12 protein-coding genes are annotated in these 14,130 nt (G+C 74.4%); 8 read left to right on the top strand and 4 right to left on the bottom strand.

All coding sequences use genetic code 11. The annotated features are described in order from the left end of the window. Positions 1 to 11: 11 nt before the first annotated feature. A complete protein-coding gene (locus tag BMY04_RS05130; RefSeq protein WP_198409955.1) occupies positions 12 to 302 on the bottom strand; it encodes a CBU_0592 family membrane protein in 291 nt (96 codons plus the stop codon). Positions 303 to 376: 74 nt separating this feature from the next. Between BMY04_RS05130 and BMY04_RS05125 the strand changes: the two genes are divergently transcribed. Continuing rightward, positions 377 to 1,573 carry a serine hydrolase domain-containing protein gene (locus BMY04_RS05125; protein WP_091178081.1) on the top strand — a complete coding sequence of 399 codons (1,197 nt, stop codon included), beginning with the start codon at positions 377 to 379 and terminating at the stop codon, positions 1,571 to 1,573. A 211-nt stretch (positions 1,574 to 1,784) separates the two neighbouring features. Here BMY04_RS05125 and BMY04_RS05120 read toward each other — a convergent pair whose 3' ends face one another. Then, the gene (locus BMY04_RS05120) at positions 1,785 to 2,861 is read right to left on the bottom strand and encodes a permease (RefSeq protein ID WP_091178080.1); all 1,077 of its coding nucleotides are present in this window, start codon (positions 2,859 to 2,861) and stop codon (positions 1,785 to 1,787) included. A 120-nt stretch (positions 2,862 to 2,981) separates the two neighbouring features. Here BMY04_RS05120 and BMY04_RS05115 point away from each other — a divergent pair, with 120 nt between their 5' ends. Genes BMY04_RS05115 through BMY04_RS05105 form a run of 3 tightly spaced genes read left to right on the top strand, consistent with a single transcriptional unit; the run spans position 2,982 to position 5,879 of the window. Then, complete coding sequence (locus BMY04_RS05115) at positions 2,982 to 3,917, top strand: CPBP family intramembrane glutamic endopeptidase (protein WP_091178079.1); 936 nt, start codon at positions 2,982 to 2,984, stop codon at positions 3,915 to 3,917. 10 nt (positions 3,918 to 3,927) lie between these two features. After that, on the top strand, positions 3,928 to 5,214 hold the full coding sequence (locus BMY04_RS05110; protein WP_139209752.1) for a sensor histidine kinase: 1,287 nt from the start codon (positions 3,928 to 3,930) through the stop codon (positions 5,212 to 5,214). Further along, on the top strand, positions 5,211 to 5,879 hold the full coding sequence (locus tag BMY04_RS05105) for a response regulator (RefSeq protein ID WP_091178077.1): 669 nt from the start codon (positions 5,211 to 5,213) through the stop codon (positions 5,877 to 5,879). Before BMY04_RS05110 ends, BMY04_RS05105 begins: the two co-directional genes overlap by 4 nt. 6 nt (positions 5,880 to 5,885) lie before the next feature. On the opposite strand, the gene BMY04_RS05100 is transcribed toward BMY04_RS05105, so the two are convergent. Beyond that, the gene (locus BMY04_RS05100) at positions 5,886 to 6,431 is read right to left on the bottom strand and encodes a hypothetical protein (protein ID WP_091178076.1); all 546 of its coding nucleotides are present in this window, start codon (positions 6,429 to 6,431) and stop codon (positions 5,886 to 5,888) included. A 147-nt stretch (positions 6,432 to 6,578) separates the two neighbouring features. Here BMY04_RS05100 and BMY04_RS05095 point away from each other — a divergent pair, with 147 nt between their 5' ends. Both BMY04_RS05095 and BMY04_RS05090 read left to right on the top strand, forming a co-directional pair. After that, the gene (locus BMY04_RS05095) at positions 6,579 to 6,833 is read left to right on the top strand and encodes a hypothetical protein (RefSeq protein WP_091178075.1); all 255 of its coding nucleotides are present in this window, start codon (positions 6,579 to 6,581) and stop codon (positions 6,831 to 6,833) included. Continuing rightward, positions 6,830 to 8,440 carry an MFS transporter gene (locus tag BMY04_RS05090; protein WP_091178074.1) on the top strand — a complete coding sequence of 537 codons (1,611 nt, stop codon included), beginning with the start codon at positions 6,830 to 6,832 and terminating at the stop codon, positions 8,438 to 8,440. The genes BMY04_RS05095 and BMY04_RS05090 overlap by 4 nt, the downstream gene beginning before the upstream one ends. A 9-nt stretch (positions 8,441 to 8,449) precedes the next feature. Here the strand turns inward: BMY04_RS05090 and BMY04_RS05085 are convergent, their stop codons facing one another. After that, on the bottom strand, positions 8,450 to 9,166 hold the full coding sequence (locus tag BMY04_RS05085) for a DUF2652 domain-containing protein (RefSeq protein WP_091178073.1): 717 nt from the start codon (positions 9,164 to 9,166) through the stop codon (positions 8,450 to 8,452). 116 nt (positions 9,167 to 9,282) lie between these two features. Between BMY04_RS05085 and BMY04_RS05080 the strand changes: the two genes are divergently transcribed. Together BMY04_RS05080 and fdh are read left to right on the top strand one after the other, a co-directional pair. Continuing rightward, entirely contained in the window at positions 9,283 to 10,455 is a 1,173-nt protein-coding gene (locus BMY04_RS05080) for a PIG-L family deacetylase (protein ID WP_091178072.1), read from the top strand. A gap of 197 nt (positions 10,456 to 10,652) precedes the next feature. Next, a complete protein-coding gene (fdh, locus tag BMY04_RS05070) occupies positions 10,653 to 14,111 on the top strand; it encodes a formate dehydrogenase (RefSeq protein ID WP_170854004.1) in 3,459 nt (1,152 codons plus the stop codon). Positions 14,112 to 14,130 lie beyond the last annotated feature (19 nt).

Below are 14,130 nucleotides of genomic sequence, written 5' to 3'. Positions count from 1 at the left end.
GACGCCCGACCCTACCCGCGCACCGACGGCGGAGGCGGGTTGTCCGTACCGGTCGCCGTCGCGCGAAGCTCACCCCGGCTCCGCACGAACCCGACGGCGGTGAAGACCAGCCAGGCCGCCTGCGTGACGAACGAGGGCAGGTTGAAGTCGTAGACCAGCGAGACCAGGATCAGCGCCGACCCGGCCGCGTTGAGCGTCAGGTAACGCCGGTCGTGGCTGCCGAGGCGGTTGAGCTGGAGCAGCGCGTACGCCGTCAGGTACGCCGCGACGCCGAGCAGGCCGACGAGGTTCGGGAGGGTCACGGTGGTCCTCGTGGGGTCGTGGGGGCGGGCCGACGGACCCGAGCGTGGCAGACCGTGGCGCTAGCGTCGCGGTCATGAGCACCGTACGGACGGACCTGGACGTGACCGGCGGCGTCGCCGAGGGCTGGGGCGCCGTGGCGGACGCGTTCCGGCGGAACTTCGACGACCCGGGCGAGGACGGCGCCGCCGTCGCCGTGCACCACGGCGGCCGGCTCGTCGTCGACCTCGTCGCCGGCACGGACTGCGTCCGCGACCGGCCGATGAGCGCCGACGCCCTGACGGTCGTCGCGTCGTGCAGCAAGGGCGTCACCGCGACGGTTCTCGCGATGCTCGTCGAGGAGGGCGCGCTCGATCCCGACGCGCTGGTGTCGGCGTACTGGCCCGAGTACGGCACCTCGGGCAAGGAGCGCACGACCGTCGGCATGGTCGCCTCGCACACGGCCGGCCAGCCCTACCCGCCGCTGGGCAGCGGACTGCACGGCCTCGACCTGCACCGCGGCCCTGCCGTCACGGCCCTGCTCGCCGGGGGAACGCCCTGGTGGGAGCCGGGCACGGCGATGGCCTACCACCCGGTCACGTACGGCACCCTGCTGGACGCGATCGTCACCCGGGCGACCGGCGAGCCGATCAGCGCCCACGTGCGCCGGCGCATCGCCGGACCGCTCGGCGTCGACCTCTGGATGGGTCTGCCGCCCGAGCTCGTCGACCGCGTCGTGCCGGGCCGGTGGGAGCGTTCGAGCCCCATGGACGCCGACCAGGCCGGCACGCCCGAGCCCGGCTCGTACGCCGACCTCCGCCTCCAGGCCCTGCGCGAGAACCCGCCGATGGCCCCCGACCCCGACGACCTCGACGCCGTCCGCGCGGACCTCGCGGCCGAGCGACCGGCGATCGGAGCGGTCACGGACGCCCGCGCCCTGGCCACGATGTACGCGGCGACGCTCGCCCCCGTCGACGGGGTGCGCCTCTACGGCGACGCCACGCGGGCCCTGGTCACGACGCCCCGCACCGACGACGTCGAGACGCTGGTGGAGAGCGGGACGGCGGGTCCGGACATCCGCTTCGGGCTCGGCTACCAGCTGTCGTCGCCGAGCATGCCGGGCTTCACGCCGTCGTCGTACGGGCACACGGGTGCAGGCGCACGGCTCGGGCTGGCCGACCCGGAGCTGGGCGTGGGGTTCGGCTACGTCTGCAGCCTGATGCGGGACATCGGACCGCAGGGCGACCCGCGCTGGGCGGCGCTCGTCGGTGCGGTCCGCTCGGTCGTCGGCTGACGCGAAGCCTCGCGAAGCGTTCCGCCTGGAGACATGACGAGAGTCAGCGGATGCCTGCTCGGGGGTTCAGGTAGCCGCTGACTCTCGACCTCTTCATCGTCCCCCGGCCGGCCGGCGTTACAGCGGCGCCCGGGTTTTCTCCCGCTCGTCGGGTCGGGACCCTTCCTGAGGCCCCTCAGCGCCGTCGAGCGGGAGAGAACCGGCGGAACGCTCAGGCGAAGGCGGTGAGCAGCCCACCCGCGACCAGACCGGCGACCACGGTCGCCCCGGCCGTGGCGGCGGTCGCCCGCCAGCCGAGGGCGCGGCCGACCATGACCGCCGACGGCAGGCTGACGGCGGGCAGCGCGATGAGCAGCGCACCGAGCAGGCCGGCGCTCGCCCCGGCGGCGGAGAGGCCGAGCAGGATCGGGATCTCGCCGCCGGTCGGCAGCACGAGCAGCGTCCCCACCAGGGCGGCGAGCAGGACCGCCAGCGCCCCGCCCTGGCCGAACACCCCGGCGAGCGGGGGCCCGACGAGCCCGACCAGGAACACGACGAGCAGGTACTCGGGCACCAGGACCACGGCCAGCCGCGCGAGGCGGCCCAGGAACCGTCGCGGTACGTCGCGCCAGGCGAAGGGCTCGTCGGCCGCCCGCGCCACCGCCTCCTCCGCGGCCGGCACGTCCGCGCCGCGGCGCCGCGACACCCAGACGCCGACGAGGGCGGAGAAGCCGACGACCAGCAGCACCCCGACGCCGACACGGACCGCGACCCAGGAACCCGGGGCGAGCAGCGCGAGGAAGACCAGGACGGCCGGGTTGAGCACGGGGTTGCCGAGCCAGAACGCGATCGCGGCCGGCAGCGGGACGCCCGAGCGGCGCAGCGTCACGGCGATCGGCGCGGTGCAGCAGGTGCACATCATCCCGGGCAGCGAGGCGAGCCCGCCGGCCACCGAACCGCCCAGCGGCGTCCGCCGCCCGAGGAGCGCGACCAGCCACCGCCTCGGGACCAGGGCGTCCACGGCGGCGGCGACGACCAGGGCGACCACCAGGGCCTTCCAGACCGCGCCGCTGTAGGCCAGCGTGAAGTCCCACGCCCGGGCGAACGGGTTCTCCCCCGCCCCCAGCGCGAGGAGCGACGACCCCTTCCACGTGCGCGACGCGGCCACCGCACCAGCGCGGTCGGCGTACGGGAGCCACTTCGCCCACAGCAGCCCGGTCGCCGCGACGGCCAGGGCGATCGCCACCGCGAGGACGGCCGAGCGGCGCGACACCTGCTGGTCGTCGGTCGGGCCGGCGGAGACGCTCATGCGCACGATCCTGCCCGGCGCGCGGGAACCTTCCCGGAGCGCTTGCACCTTTCGATGGCACCCGTGGGGTTCGCCCGTTCGGCTCCTGTGCGGGAGCGCGCAGATTCCTAGGTTCGAAGCATGATCACCACGACCGCAGAACCAGCCCCGACGACATCGACGAGACCCGGGAGCGCCCCACCACGGACCGGCCTCGCCGGCCTCGTGCAGCGCCACCCGCTGCTGAGCTTCTTCCTCCTCGCGAACCTCCTGAGCTGGACGGCCTGGACGCCGCTCGTGCTCTCCGCCGACGGCCTCGGGGTGTGGGGCTTCCACTTCCCCCGCGTCCTCGGGTCCACCCAGCTGACCGGAGTGCTCCCCGGCGCCTACCTCGGCCCCATCACGTCCGCCCTCATCGTCACGGCGGTGGCCGACGGACGGGCCGGGCTGCGGCGCTGGGCCGCCCGCCTGTGGCGCTGGCGCGTCCGCTGGACCTGGTACGCAGTCGCGCTGCTCGCGGTGCCCGCCGCGTTCGTCGTCGCCGGCACCGTGTTCTCCGGCGGCCAGGTCGTCGCCCCGTCCCTCACCGTGCTCGCCCTCTACGTCCCCGGGCTGCTGCTGCAGATGGTCACGACCGGCCTCGCCGAGGAGCCCGGCTGGCGCGACTTCGCCCTGCCCCGGCTGCAGGCCAGGTTCGGCCCGCTGCGCGCGACGATGCTGCTCGGTCCGCTGTGGGCGCTGTGGCACATGCCGCTGTTCCTCACCGCCGACTGGGGCGGCTGGCCGGGTGTGCGGTGGACCGAGCCGCTGGTCTTCACGGCCTTCTGCGTCTCGTTCAACGTGGTGGTGTCGTGGTTCTTCAACCGCACCGGCCAGAGCCTGCCGCTGACCATGCTGCTGCACGTCGGCGTGAACAACTTCGCCTCCGTCGTCTGGTTCGACATGTTCCCGACCCTCGACCCGGCCCGCACGCTCCAGGCCCAGGCCGTCGTGGCCGCGATCGCCGCCGTGGTGCTCCTCGTCGCGACCCGCGGACGCCTCGGCTACCCGGCGGCACGTCGCGACGAGCTGACCTAGGGTGCCGGGCGTGAGCAGCGCCGAGCGTCCGTCCGGGCTCCTGCCCGGGCGGGCGCTCCGCCGTACGTCCTGGCGCGTCGCGCTGGGCACCTGGGTGGTCCTGGTCGCCGTGCTCGTCGGGCTCCCGTGGCTCGACGGGGTCGACCCGAGCACGCCGAGCGCGCTGCCGGCCCCGGGCTCGGCGCCTTGGTGGGCCGTCCTCGCCACGATCACGCTGCAGGGCGTCGCCCTGCTGGGCTCGCGCCCCTGGCCGCGCGCCACCCCCGTGGCCGCCGCGGCGCTCGCGCTGCCCCTGACGCTGGCGGGGACCGGCGACCTCTTCAGCCTGACCAGCGGTGCGGTCACCGTGGCGACCTTCCTCGCGGTGCTGGCCCGCCCCCTCGGCGCGCTGGTCGCTCCCCTGTCCGCCACCGCCCTGCTCGTCGTCGCGGACGAGACCCTCGCGGCGCTCGTCGGGCTCGGCGCGCGCCTGGGGCCGGCGCTGACGACGGGCGTGCTCCAGGCGGTCGGCGCCGTGGGCGTGCCGCTGCTCGTGGCCGCTGCCCTCGGAGCACGGCGCGACGCCCGCGAGGCCCGCCGTCAGGGGTCGCGGGCCGCGGAACGGGAGCAGGAGGCGCTGGTCCGGGCCGCGGTCGCCGACGAGCGGACAGCCATGGCCCGCGAGCTCCACGACATCGCCGCGCACCACCTCTCCGGCATCTCGGTGATGGCGGCGGCGATCGAGCGCCAGATCGACACGGACCCGGTCCGGGCCAAGGCGTCCGTACGGCTCGTGCGGGAGCAGAGCGGCGCGGTCCTGGAGGACCTGCGCCGCCTGGTCGGGCTGCTGCGGACCGACACCGACGCGAGCCGGGGCGTGCACTCGCTGGCCGGGATCCCCGAGCTCGTCGAGACGAGCCGGAGGGCCGGGACCCCCGTCGAGCTCCGTGTCCTGAGCGCCCCCGGCGTCGCGCTCGGCGAGCGCGTCGGCCCGATCGCCCAGCTGGCGGCCTTCCGGATCGTGCAGGAGTCGCTGGCCAACGCGACGCGGCACGCTCCCGGCGCGCCGGTCACGGTGGAGGTCGACGACCGGGCCCCCGACGCGACCGTGGTGACGGTGGTCAACGACGCGCCGGACGTTCCCGCCCCCGCCGGGCGGCGCGGGTTCGGGCTGGTGGGGATGCGGGAGCGTGCCGACCTCGTCGGGGCCACCCTCGCCCACGGTCCGACGGCCGCCGGCGGCTGGCAGGTCCGGGTGCGGTTCGCCAAGGAGGGCCGGGTCGACCCGCCGCCGGCCCGCGAGGAGGTCGTCCGATGATCAGGGTCCTGGTGGCCGACGACCAGGCGCTGGTGCGCGAGGGGTTGTCGGCCCTGCTCGACGCCGAGCCCGACCTCGAGGTCGTGGCGACTGCGGCCGACGGCCTCGAGGCGCTGGCTCAGGCCCGCGCGCTCGTCCCGGACGTCGCCTGCCTCGACATCCGGATGCCCGGCCTGGACGGGATCGAGGTCACCCGCGCGCTGTGCGGGCCCGACGCCGACCCGCTCGTGCCCGTCCTGGTGCTGACCACCTTCGACCTCGACGACTACGTCTTCGGGGCGCTCGAGGCGGGCGCGTCGGGGTTCCTGCTCAAGGACAGCGACCCGGCGACCATCGCCGCGGCGGTGCGCCAGGTCGCGGCCGGCCACGGCACCCTCGACGCGACGCTGACCCGGCGCGTGGTGGCCGAGCTCGTCCAGCGCCGGCGTCTGCAGCCGGTCACCGCCGCTCGTGGGTCGGACCTGCTGACCCCGCGCGAGCACGACATCCTGCTGCTGCTGGCGCAGGGCATGTCGAACGAGGAGATCGCGGCCGCCCTCGTGGTCGAGGTGTCGACGGTCAAGTCGCACCTCGCCCGGATGCTCCCCAAGCTCGGGGTGCGCTCCCGCCTCCAGGCCGTGGTCTGGGCCTACCAGAACGGCGTCGCCACCGTCCCCGGTGCGTGAGCCCGCTCAGACCTCGAGCAGCGTGTAGGCGCCGCGGGCGTCCTCGAAGAACACGACGAAGGTCGCCGGGTCGCCGTAGTCGGTGCCGTGGCAGACCGCCGTCACGTCCTGCGCCACCTTCACCTCCACGGGGCAGGCCAGGCCCTCGGGCACCCCGCCGTCCTCGGTGATCTTGCGGCTCACCTCGTCGGCGAGGGCCGTCCCCGCCACCACGCCCTTGACCGGTGCGAGGGTGCCGCGCAGCCCGTACGTCCCGGGGCCGGGATCGGCGCCGACGCCGAATGCGAAGAGCGCGACCAGGAGCGCGAGCAGGGCGGCCAGGAGCGCGGCCGCGCCGAGCACGACGCCGGTCACCGCGAGCCCGCGACCCGCGCCGACGTGCCCCAGCAGCCGCACCTCGATCGGGTGCGGGGCCACGAAGGGGGCGAGCTGCGGCGGCGCCGGAGGCGGCTCGGGCGCGTACCCCTGTGAGGGCGGGGCCTGTCCGGGAGCCGGTGGCCAGCCCTGCTGGTGCCCCGCGAGCGACCAGGGCGACGGGTGGTCGTTCGACACGGGTCCTCCTCGTGGGTCGCCCCATGCTCCCGGCCGCCGCGCACCGGGACCGCGGCACGCGCGGCTTCGTGTCCAGATCGTTGCGCCCGGGCGCGCCAGCCGTCACCCTGTGGCAGAGCCGTGCGGCTGGTGACGAGGAGGGCAGCGGTGACGCAGGAACCCCGCCTGGAGGTCGAGGTCCACGGCACCGTGGGTGAGCCCGTCACGCTGCCGCTCGTCCCGCCCGGCGACCCGGCGCTGGGCTGGTCCCTGGAGCTGCCCGAGGAGCTCGACCTCGTCGACGCCGGCGACGCCGCGCAGGTACGGGCGACGCAGGCCGGGAGCTACGTCGTGGTCGCCACGCAGTCCGACGCTGCCGGCGTGGCGATGACCGTGCTCCCGGTACGGGTGACCGTCACGTGACCCCGGTGCTGCGACGGGCGCACGTGTCCTTCGCCGCGATGTGGGCGGGCGAGGCGGCGTTCATGGTCGCGCTGGCCGTGGTGGCCTTCGCGCAGGGCGGGGTCGCGGCGGTCGGGGTCGTCACCGCCGTCCGGATGGCCTCGGCGGCGCTACTGACGCCGTTCCTCGCGACCGTCGCTGACCGGGTGCGCCGCGAGCGCGTGCTCGTGACCATCGGGCTCGTCCGGGCGGCGGCGCTCGGGACGGCCGCGGTCGTCACCGCGCTCGACGCCCCCGGGGCCGCCCTCTACGGCTGCGCGGTCGTGGCGACGGTCGCGCTCGCGCTGTTCCGGCCGGCGCACTCCGCGCTGCTCCCCGCCCTCGCCCGGTCGCCCGTCGAGCTGACGTCGGCGAACGCGGTGCGCGGGCTCCTCGACTCCGCGGCCACCCTCGGCGGGCCGGTCGTGGCCGCCGCGCTGCTCGCGACCACGGGGCCCGCGGTCGTCTTCGCCGTCTGCGCGGGCCTGTCGCTGCTCGCGGGCCTCGTGGTCGTGGCGCTGCCGTACGACGCACCGCCCCGGTCGGCCGGTCCCGCTCGCCGCTCCCCCGCCCGCGACGTCGTCGAGGGCTTCGCCACCATCGGGGCGGACCGGCGCCTCGCGCTCATCACCGGTCTGGGCGTGGTGCAGACCTTCACCCGCGGGGCTCTCACCGTGTTCACGGTCGCCGTCGCGATCGACCTGCTCCGGACCGGGGAACCCGGCGTCGGCGTCCTGAGCGCGGCCGTCGGCGCGGGCGGGGTGCTCGGGTCGCTCTGCGCGTTCCGGCTCGTGCGCCGGGGCGGCCTCGGCAGCTGGTTCGGCGTCGGCGTGGCCACCTTCGGTGGGCCGGTCGCGCTCCTGGCGCTCGTGCCCGAGCAGGCGCCGGTGATCGCGCTGCTCGGCCTGGTCGGGGTGGGCAACGCCCTGATCGACGTCGCCGGCTTCACCATGCTGGCCCGGCTCACCGACGAGCGGGTGCTGGCGCGGATGTTCGCCGGGTTCGAGGCCGTCCTCACCCTCGGCGTCGCGCTCGGCGGCCTGGTGGCCCCGCCTCTCGTGGACGGGCTCGGCCTGCGGCCGGCGCTCGTCGTGGTCGGCGTGCTGGCCCCGCTCGCCGTGCTCGTCGCGCTGCCCGCGCTGCGCCGGCTCGACACGCAGCTGCGGGTCCGCGACGCCGACATCGCCACCCTGCAGGCGGTCCCGATGCTCGCCGTGCTGCCGGCGGCGACCATCGAGCAGCTCGGCGCCGGCCTGGCCCACCGGCGGGTGCCGGCCGGACAGGCCGTGGTCGAGCAGGGCGAGGTGGGCGACGCCTTCTACGTCGTCGAGACCGGCCGACCCGAGGTGGTCCGCGACGGGCGCGTCGTCAACGTCCTCGGTCCCGGCGACGGCTTCGGCGAGGTGGCGCTGCTCGGCGACGAGCCGCGCACGGCGACCGTCCGGGCGCCCGCCGACGCCGCCGTGGAGGTCGCGGTCCTCGGGCGCGCCCACTTCCTCACCGCCGTCACCGGCTACCCCGTCAGCGCCTCGGCCGGTGCCGACGCCGTGGGCCGCGTACGGGCGCGCGACGCGGCCCCGCCCGCCTGAGGCCGGAGGTCAGCCGGTCGACGCGAGCCCGCGGGCCGTGCGCCGCGGCAGGACGTGGGGCAGGCCCCGGCCGACCATTGCGAACGTGCTCGCGACCCGGCGCGGCCACCGCGGGTCGGGCAGGTCGGGCAGCGGCGGCAGGGCGCTCAGCGCCACCACGTGGGCGCGCGTCGCCCCGATGCCCTCCAGGTCCAGGGCCAGCGGCTCCAGCGGCAGCCCGTCGGCGGCCGCGCCGGCGTCGGCGCGCAGCTCGTCGGTGACCAGCAGGTACTCCGGGAGCGTCACCGGGTTCTTGAGCAGGCGGTGGACGTGGATGACGTCCAGCCCGACCAGCTTGGTCCGGCGACGGATCGTCTGCGTGGCCACCTCGCCGACGTGCGCGACGAACTTGAGCTTGAGGCCGTTGGTCGCGGTGCAGCTCCCGCACGGGCAGAGGTTCAGCTCGATGTGGCGCCGCTCGGCGTGGAACGCGCGGTGCATGGCCCGGGCCGCGCTGGAGACGGCGGCGAAGACGGCCGGCCCGTCGAGGCCCCCGACGTCGCGGGCCAGGAACGCGGCGTCGCCCTCGATCTCCACCAGCCGGAAGCCGGGGACCGCGTCGACGATCTTGTCGAGCATGCGGCGGGTGGCGGCCTCGGCGTGGCCCAGGACGCTGCGGTGGAACTGCATGTAGTCCGTGTAGCCGCCGATGTCGGCGATGAGGAGGAGCTCGCGACGGGTCGCCATCGGCGGAACGTAGCAACTGCCCGCGCCGGCGTCGATGCATCCCGCTCCACTGTTCGCCGACCACCGGTCCCGGACCGGGAACGGCGCCGGTCCGGGCGGGCTACGGTGTCCGGGCCATGACCTCGGAACTTGCCGCCGACGACGACCTGGACGGCCTCTGGGGTTCGGCGGTCCTGCGCGACCGGCCGCTGCGGGTCCTCGGGCTGTTCGCCCACCCCGACGACGAGGTCTTCTGCGTCGGCGGCACCATCGCCCGCGCGGCCGCGGCCGGTGCGCAGACGGCCGTCGTGTCGCTGACGCGCGGCGACGCCGGCCAGATCCGGGACTCCGCCGCCGCCACCCGACGCACCCTGGGCGCCGTACGGGCCACCGAGCTCGCGGCCTCCGGCGCCGCGCTCGGGGTGGGCCACGTCGAGTCCTTCGACCTGGGCGACGGCGTGCTCGGGCGGATGCCGCTCGAGGAGGTCACCGCGGTGGTGCTGCCGGTCCTCGAGCGGCTCGCGCCGGACGTCGTGGTGACGTTCGGCGACGACGGAGCCTTCGGCCACCCCGACCACACCATGTCGGCCCGGGCCGTTCTCGCCGCACGCGAGCACCTCGCCGTACGGCCCCGGGTGCTGCAGGCACGGTTCCCCCCGCAGGAACGGCTGCTGCTCGACCTGCTCGTCGAGTGGCTCACCTCGGGCGAGCAGCGCTTCGTCGGGACCGCCGGCTTCGCCAACGCGCTGCGGCTCTTCGCCGACGGCTCGTCGATGCTCGGCTTCGCCGCTGACCACCTGCAGGTGCAGTGGTTCCCGGCCGGGTCGTACGTCATCGAGCAGGGCGAGCCGCCGAACGAGCTGTTCTGCATCCTCTCGGGCCGCGTCGACGTCGTGCGCGAGTCGGCCGACGGCGAGCTGCGCACCGTCGCGACCGTCGGGCCGGGGTCGTTCGTCGGCGAGGAGGGCCTCGCCACGAACCGTCCCCGCAACGCCCACGTCATCGCCCACGACGACGTCACGTGCTTCGTCCTCGCCCCGCGCGGTCGCGACCTGTCGGCCGCCCGCGGCACCACCGCCGTCGTCGCGCCCGCCGAGCGCAGCACCCCGCCGAACCCGCCCCCGATCTCCTCCACCGCGCCCGACGGTGCGCAGACCGAGCTCTCGATCGACGTCGGCCCCGACGCCCTCCGACGCAAGATCGCCGCGCTCGTCGCCCACCGCACCCAGTACGCGCTCGACCCCGAGCTCCTGCCCGTCCAGGTCCTCGGCCCCCTCCTGGGCACCGAGCACTTCGCCGTCGTCCCCTGAGGCCCGCGGCCGGCACCCCTCCTACCGCGGCTCACGTGCGCGCCCTCCGCCGAGCGGTACGCCTTCCCGCTCAGGACCGCCGTACGACCGAGAAGGCGTACCGCTCGCGTCCTGCCGGTACCGCTCGTGCACCACGCGGCGCGTGGCCCCCGTTTGCCACCCGTGCAGCGGGGTTAAGGTCGCCGCAGGAGGCGAGCGTGGACATCAAGAAGACGTTCCTGGAGTGGCCGGTGCTGCGGCAGCTCACGGGAGGCGACCCGCTGGGCCGCGGCAACGCGGTGCAGTCGCCGAGGACGCGGGCGATCACGCCGCGCACGGCGACGGCCGACAAGGTCGTGCAGAGCGTCTGCCCGTACTGCGCGGTCGGCTGCGGCCAGCGCGTGTTCGTGAAGGACGGCCACGTCACCCAGATCGAGGGCGACCCGGACTCCCCCGTCTCCCGCGGCCGGCTGTGCCCCAAGGGCTCGGCCAGCGAGCAGCTGGTGAACTCCCCCGGCCGCGCGACGACGATGCTCTACCGCCGCCCGCGCAGCAGGCAGTGGGAGCGCATCGGCGTCGAGCAGGCGACCGACATGATCGCCGACCGGATGGTCGAGTCGCGCCGCAAGCGCTGGCAGGACACCGACGACGAGGGTCGGCCGCTGCGCCGGACGATGGGCATCGCCGCGCTCGGCGGCGCCACCCTCGACAACGAAGAGAACTACCTGATCAAGAAGCTCTTCACCGCGCTGGGCGCCATACAGATCGAGAACCAGGCGCGTATTTGACACAGCGCCACGGTTCCCAGTCTGGGAGCCTCGTTCGGCCGTGGCGGTGCCACCGGCTTCCTGCAGGACCTCCAGCAGTCTGACTGCATCGTCATCGAGGGCTCGAACATGGCCGAGTGCCATCCCGTCGGGTTCCAGTGGGTGATGGAGGCCAAGGCGCGGGGTGCGAAGGTCATCCACATCGACCCGCGCTTCACGCGGACGTCGGCCGTGGCGGACACGCACGTCCCGATCCGGGCGGGCAGCGACATCGCCTTCCTCGGCGCGATCATCAACTACATCCTCAGCACCGAGAAGTACTTCCACGACTACGTCGTCGCCTACACCAACGCGGCGACCCTGGTCAGTGAGGACTTCGTCGACGTCGACGACCTCGACGGCGTGTTCTCGGGCTACGACCCGGAGACCGGCACCTACGACACGTCCAGCTGGTCGTACGAGGGCGTCGGCGAGCACTCCGCCGGCGGCGGGCCCGCGTCCGACCCGGCCAAGGACGACGAGGGTGGCGAGGAGAAGGGCGGCGGCTCCGGCGCGACCGGAGGCAGCGAGTCCGAGGAATCGGAGAGCGACCGCAGCGCGGGGTACGAGATGGGCGGCCACGGCGCCTCGTTGGACCACTCCGAGGTCAGGCGCGACGAGACCCTGCAGCACCCGCGCACGGTGTTCCAGGTGCTCAAGCGGCACTTCGCCCGCTACACCCCCGAGATGGTGCAGGAGACCTGCGGCATCTCCCCGGAGCAGCTGCTCGAGGTCTGCGAGGCCGTGACCGCGAACAGCGGCCGCGACAAGACCACCGCCTGGGTCTACTCGGTCGGCTGGACGCACCACACGGTGGGCGTGCAGATGATCAGGACCTCGGCGATCATCCAGCTGCTGCTGGGGAACATGGGACGTCCGGGCGGCGGGATCATGGCCCTGCGCGGTCACGCCAGCATCCAGGGCTCGACCGACATCCCGACGCTGTTCAACCTGCTGCCGGGCTACCTGCCGATGCCCAAGGTCGGACCGCACGACTCCCTCGACGAGTACGTCGCCGAGATCGCCAGCCCGGACCAGAAGGGCTTCTGGGTCAACGCCAAGAGCTACACCGTCAGCCTGCTCAAGGCGTGGTGGGGCGACGCGGCGACCGAGGAGAACGACTTCGCCTTCGGCTACATGCCGCGCCTGACCGGCGACCACGGCACGTACGCGACGGTGATGTCGATGCTGCGCGACGAGATCGACGGCTACTTCCTGCTCGGGCAGAACCCGGCCGTCGGCTCCGCCCACGGCAAGATGCAGCGGATGGGCCTGTCCCACCTCAAGTGGCTCGTGGTCCGCGACCTCAACCTCATCGAGTCGGCGACCTTCTGGTCCGACGCGCCGGAGATCGAGACCGGCGAGCTCAAGACCGACGAGATCGACACCGAGGTCTTCTTCTTCCCCGCGGCCTCGCACGTGGAGAAGGGCGGCACCTTCACCCAGACGCAGCGGATGCTGCAGTGGCACCACAAGGCGGTCGACCCGCCCGGTGACGCCCAGAGCGAGCTGGAGTTCTTCTACCTGCTGGGCCAGAAGATCCGGCAGCGGCTGGCGGGCTCGACCGACGACCGTGACCGGCCGATCCTCGACCTGACCTGGGACTACCCGCTGGACGAGGACGGGGAGATCTCCGCCGAGGCGGTGCTGGCCGAGATCAACGGCTTCCACCTGTCCGGGGACAAGGCGGGCCAGCCGCTGAACACGTTCAACGAGATGAAGCCGGACGGCTCCACCTCGGGCGGCTGCTGGATCTACACCGGAGTCTTCGCCGACGGGGTCAACCAGGCCATGCGGCGCAAGCCGGGCCGCGAGCAGTCGTGGGTCGCCCCGGAGTGGGGCTGGGCCTGGCCGATGAACCGCCGCACGCTCTACAACCGCGCCTCGGCCGACCCCGAGGGCAAGCCGTGGAGCGAGAAGAAGGCGTACGTCTGGTGGGACGAGGAGGCCAAGAAGTGGACCGGGCACGACGTGCCGGACTTCGAGGTCGGCAAGGCCCCGTCGTACCGGCCCGAGGAAGGTGCCTCCGGTCCTGACGGCCTCGCGGGCGACGACCCGTTCATCATGCAGGCGGACGGAAAGGGCTGGCTCTACGCGCCGGCCGGGCTGCTCGACGGCCCGATGCCGACGCACTACGAGCCGCAGGAGTCGCCGGTCAGCAACCCGATGTACCGGCAGCAGGCCAACCCGACGCGCGAGGTCTTCCCGCGCAAGGACAACTACCAGAACCCGTCCGGCGACGAGCCCGGCGTCGAGCTCTACCCGTACGTGTTCACGACCTACCGGCTCACCGAGCACCACACGGCCGGCGGCATGAGCCGCTTCCAGCCCTACCTGTCGGAGCTGCAGCCCGAGTTCTTCTGCGAGGTCAGCCCCGAGCTGGCCCGCGAGCGCGGTCTGGAGAACCTGGGCTGGGCGACGATCATCAGCGCCCGCACGGCCATCGAGGCCCGGGTGCTGGTGACCGAGCGGGTCACCCCGCTGCGGATCGCGGGGCGCACGGTGCACCAGATCGGCCTGCCCTACCACTGGGGCCAGGGCGACCAGGCGCTGGTCTCCGGCGACTCGGCCAACGACCTCTTCGGGGTCACGCTCGACGCCAACGTGCACATCCAGGAGACGAAGGTCGCCTCCTGCGACATCCAGCCCGGACGGCGCCCGCGCGGCCCGGCGCTGCTCGAGTACGTGGCGGCGCACCGCGCCCGGGCGGGCGTCACGCTCGCCACCGGCAACGAGCACCGCACCCCGCCCGAGGACGCCGAGGGCAAGCACCGGCGCGTCACACGGGACGACCTCGACGGCGACGTCATCGGCGGCCCCGACGGGGCCACCGGGGCCAAGGGCTCGATGAACAAGCAGGAGCGCAGCTGACGTGGATCCTTCGACGAGC

It is taken from the genome of Microlunatus flavus (assembly GCF_900110855.1).
Classification (GTDB): Bacteria; Actinomycetota; Actinomycetes; order Propionibacteriales; family Propionibacteriaceae; genus Microlunatus; species Microlunatus flavus.
This window is presented reverse-complemented; position numbering and strand designations above follow the sequence as displayed.

Coding starts and splice junctions, on each gene's coding strand:
- BMY04_RS05125 (WP_091178081.1), top strand. CDS start 377: ATGAGCACCGTACGGACGGACCTGGACGTGACCGGCGGCGTCGCCGAG.
- BMY04_RS05120 (WP_091178080.1), bottom strand. CDS start 2,861: ATGAGCGTCTCCGCCGGCCCGACCGACGACCAGCAGGTGTCGCGCCGC.
- BMY04_RS05115 (WP_091178079.1), top strand. CDS start 2,982: ATGATCACCACGACCGCAGAACCAGCCCCGACGACATCGACGAGACCC.
- BMY04_RS05105 (WP_091178077.1), top strand. CDS start 5,211: ATGATCAGGGTCCTGGTGGCCGACGACCAGGCGCTGGTGCGCGAGGGG.
- BMY04_RS05085 (WP_091178073.1), bottom strand. CDS start 9,166: ATGGCGACCCGTCGCGAGCTCCTCCTCATCGCCGACATCGGCGGCTAC.
- BMY04_RS05080 (WP_091178072.1), top strand. CDS start 9,283: ATGACCTCGGAACTTGCCGCCGACGACGACCTGGACGGCCTCTGGGGT.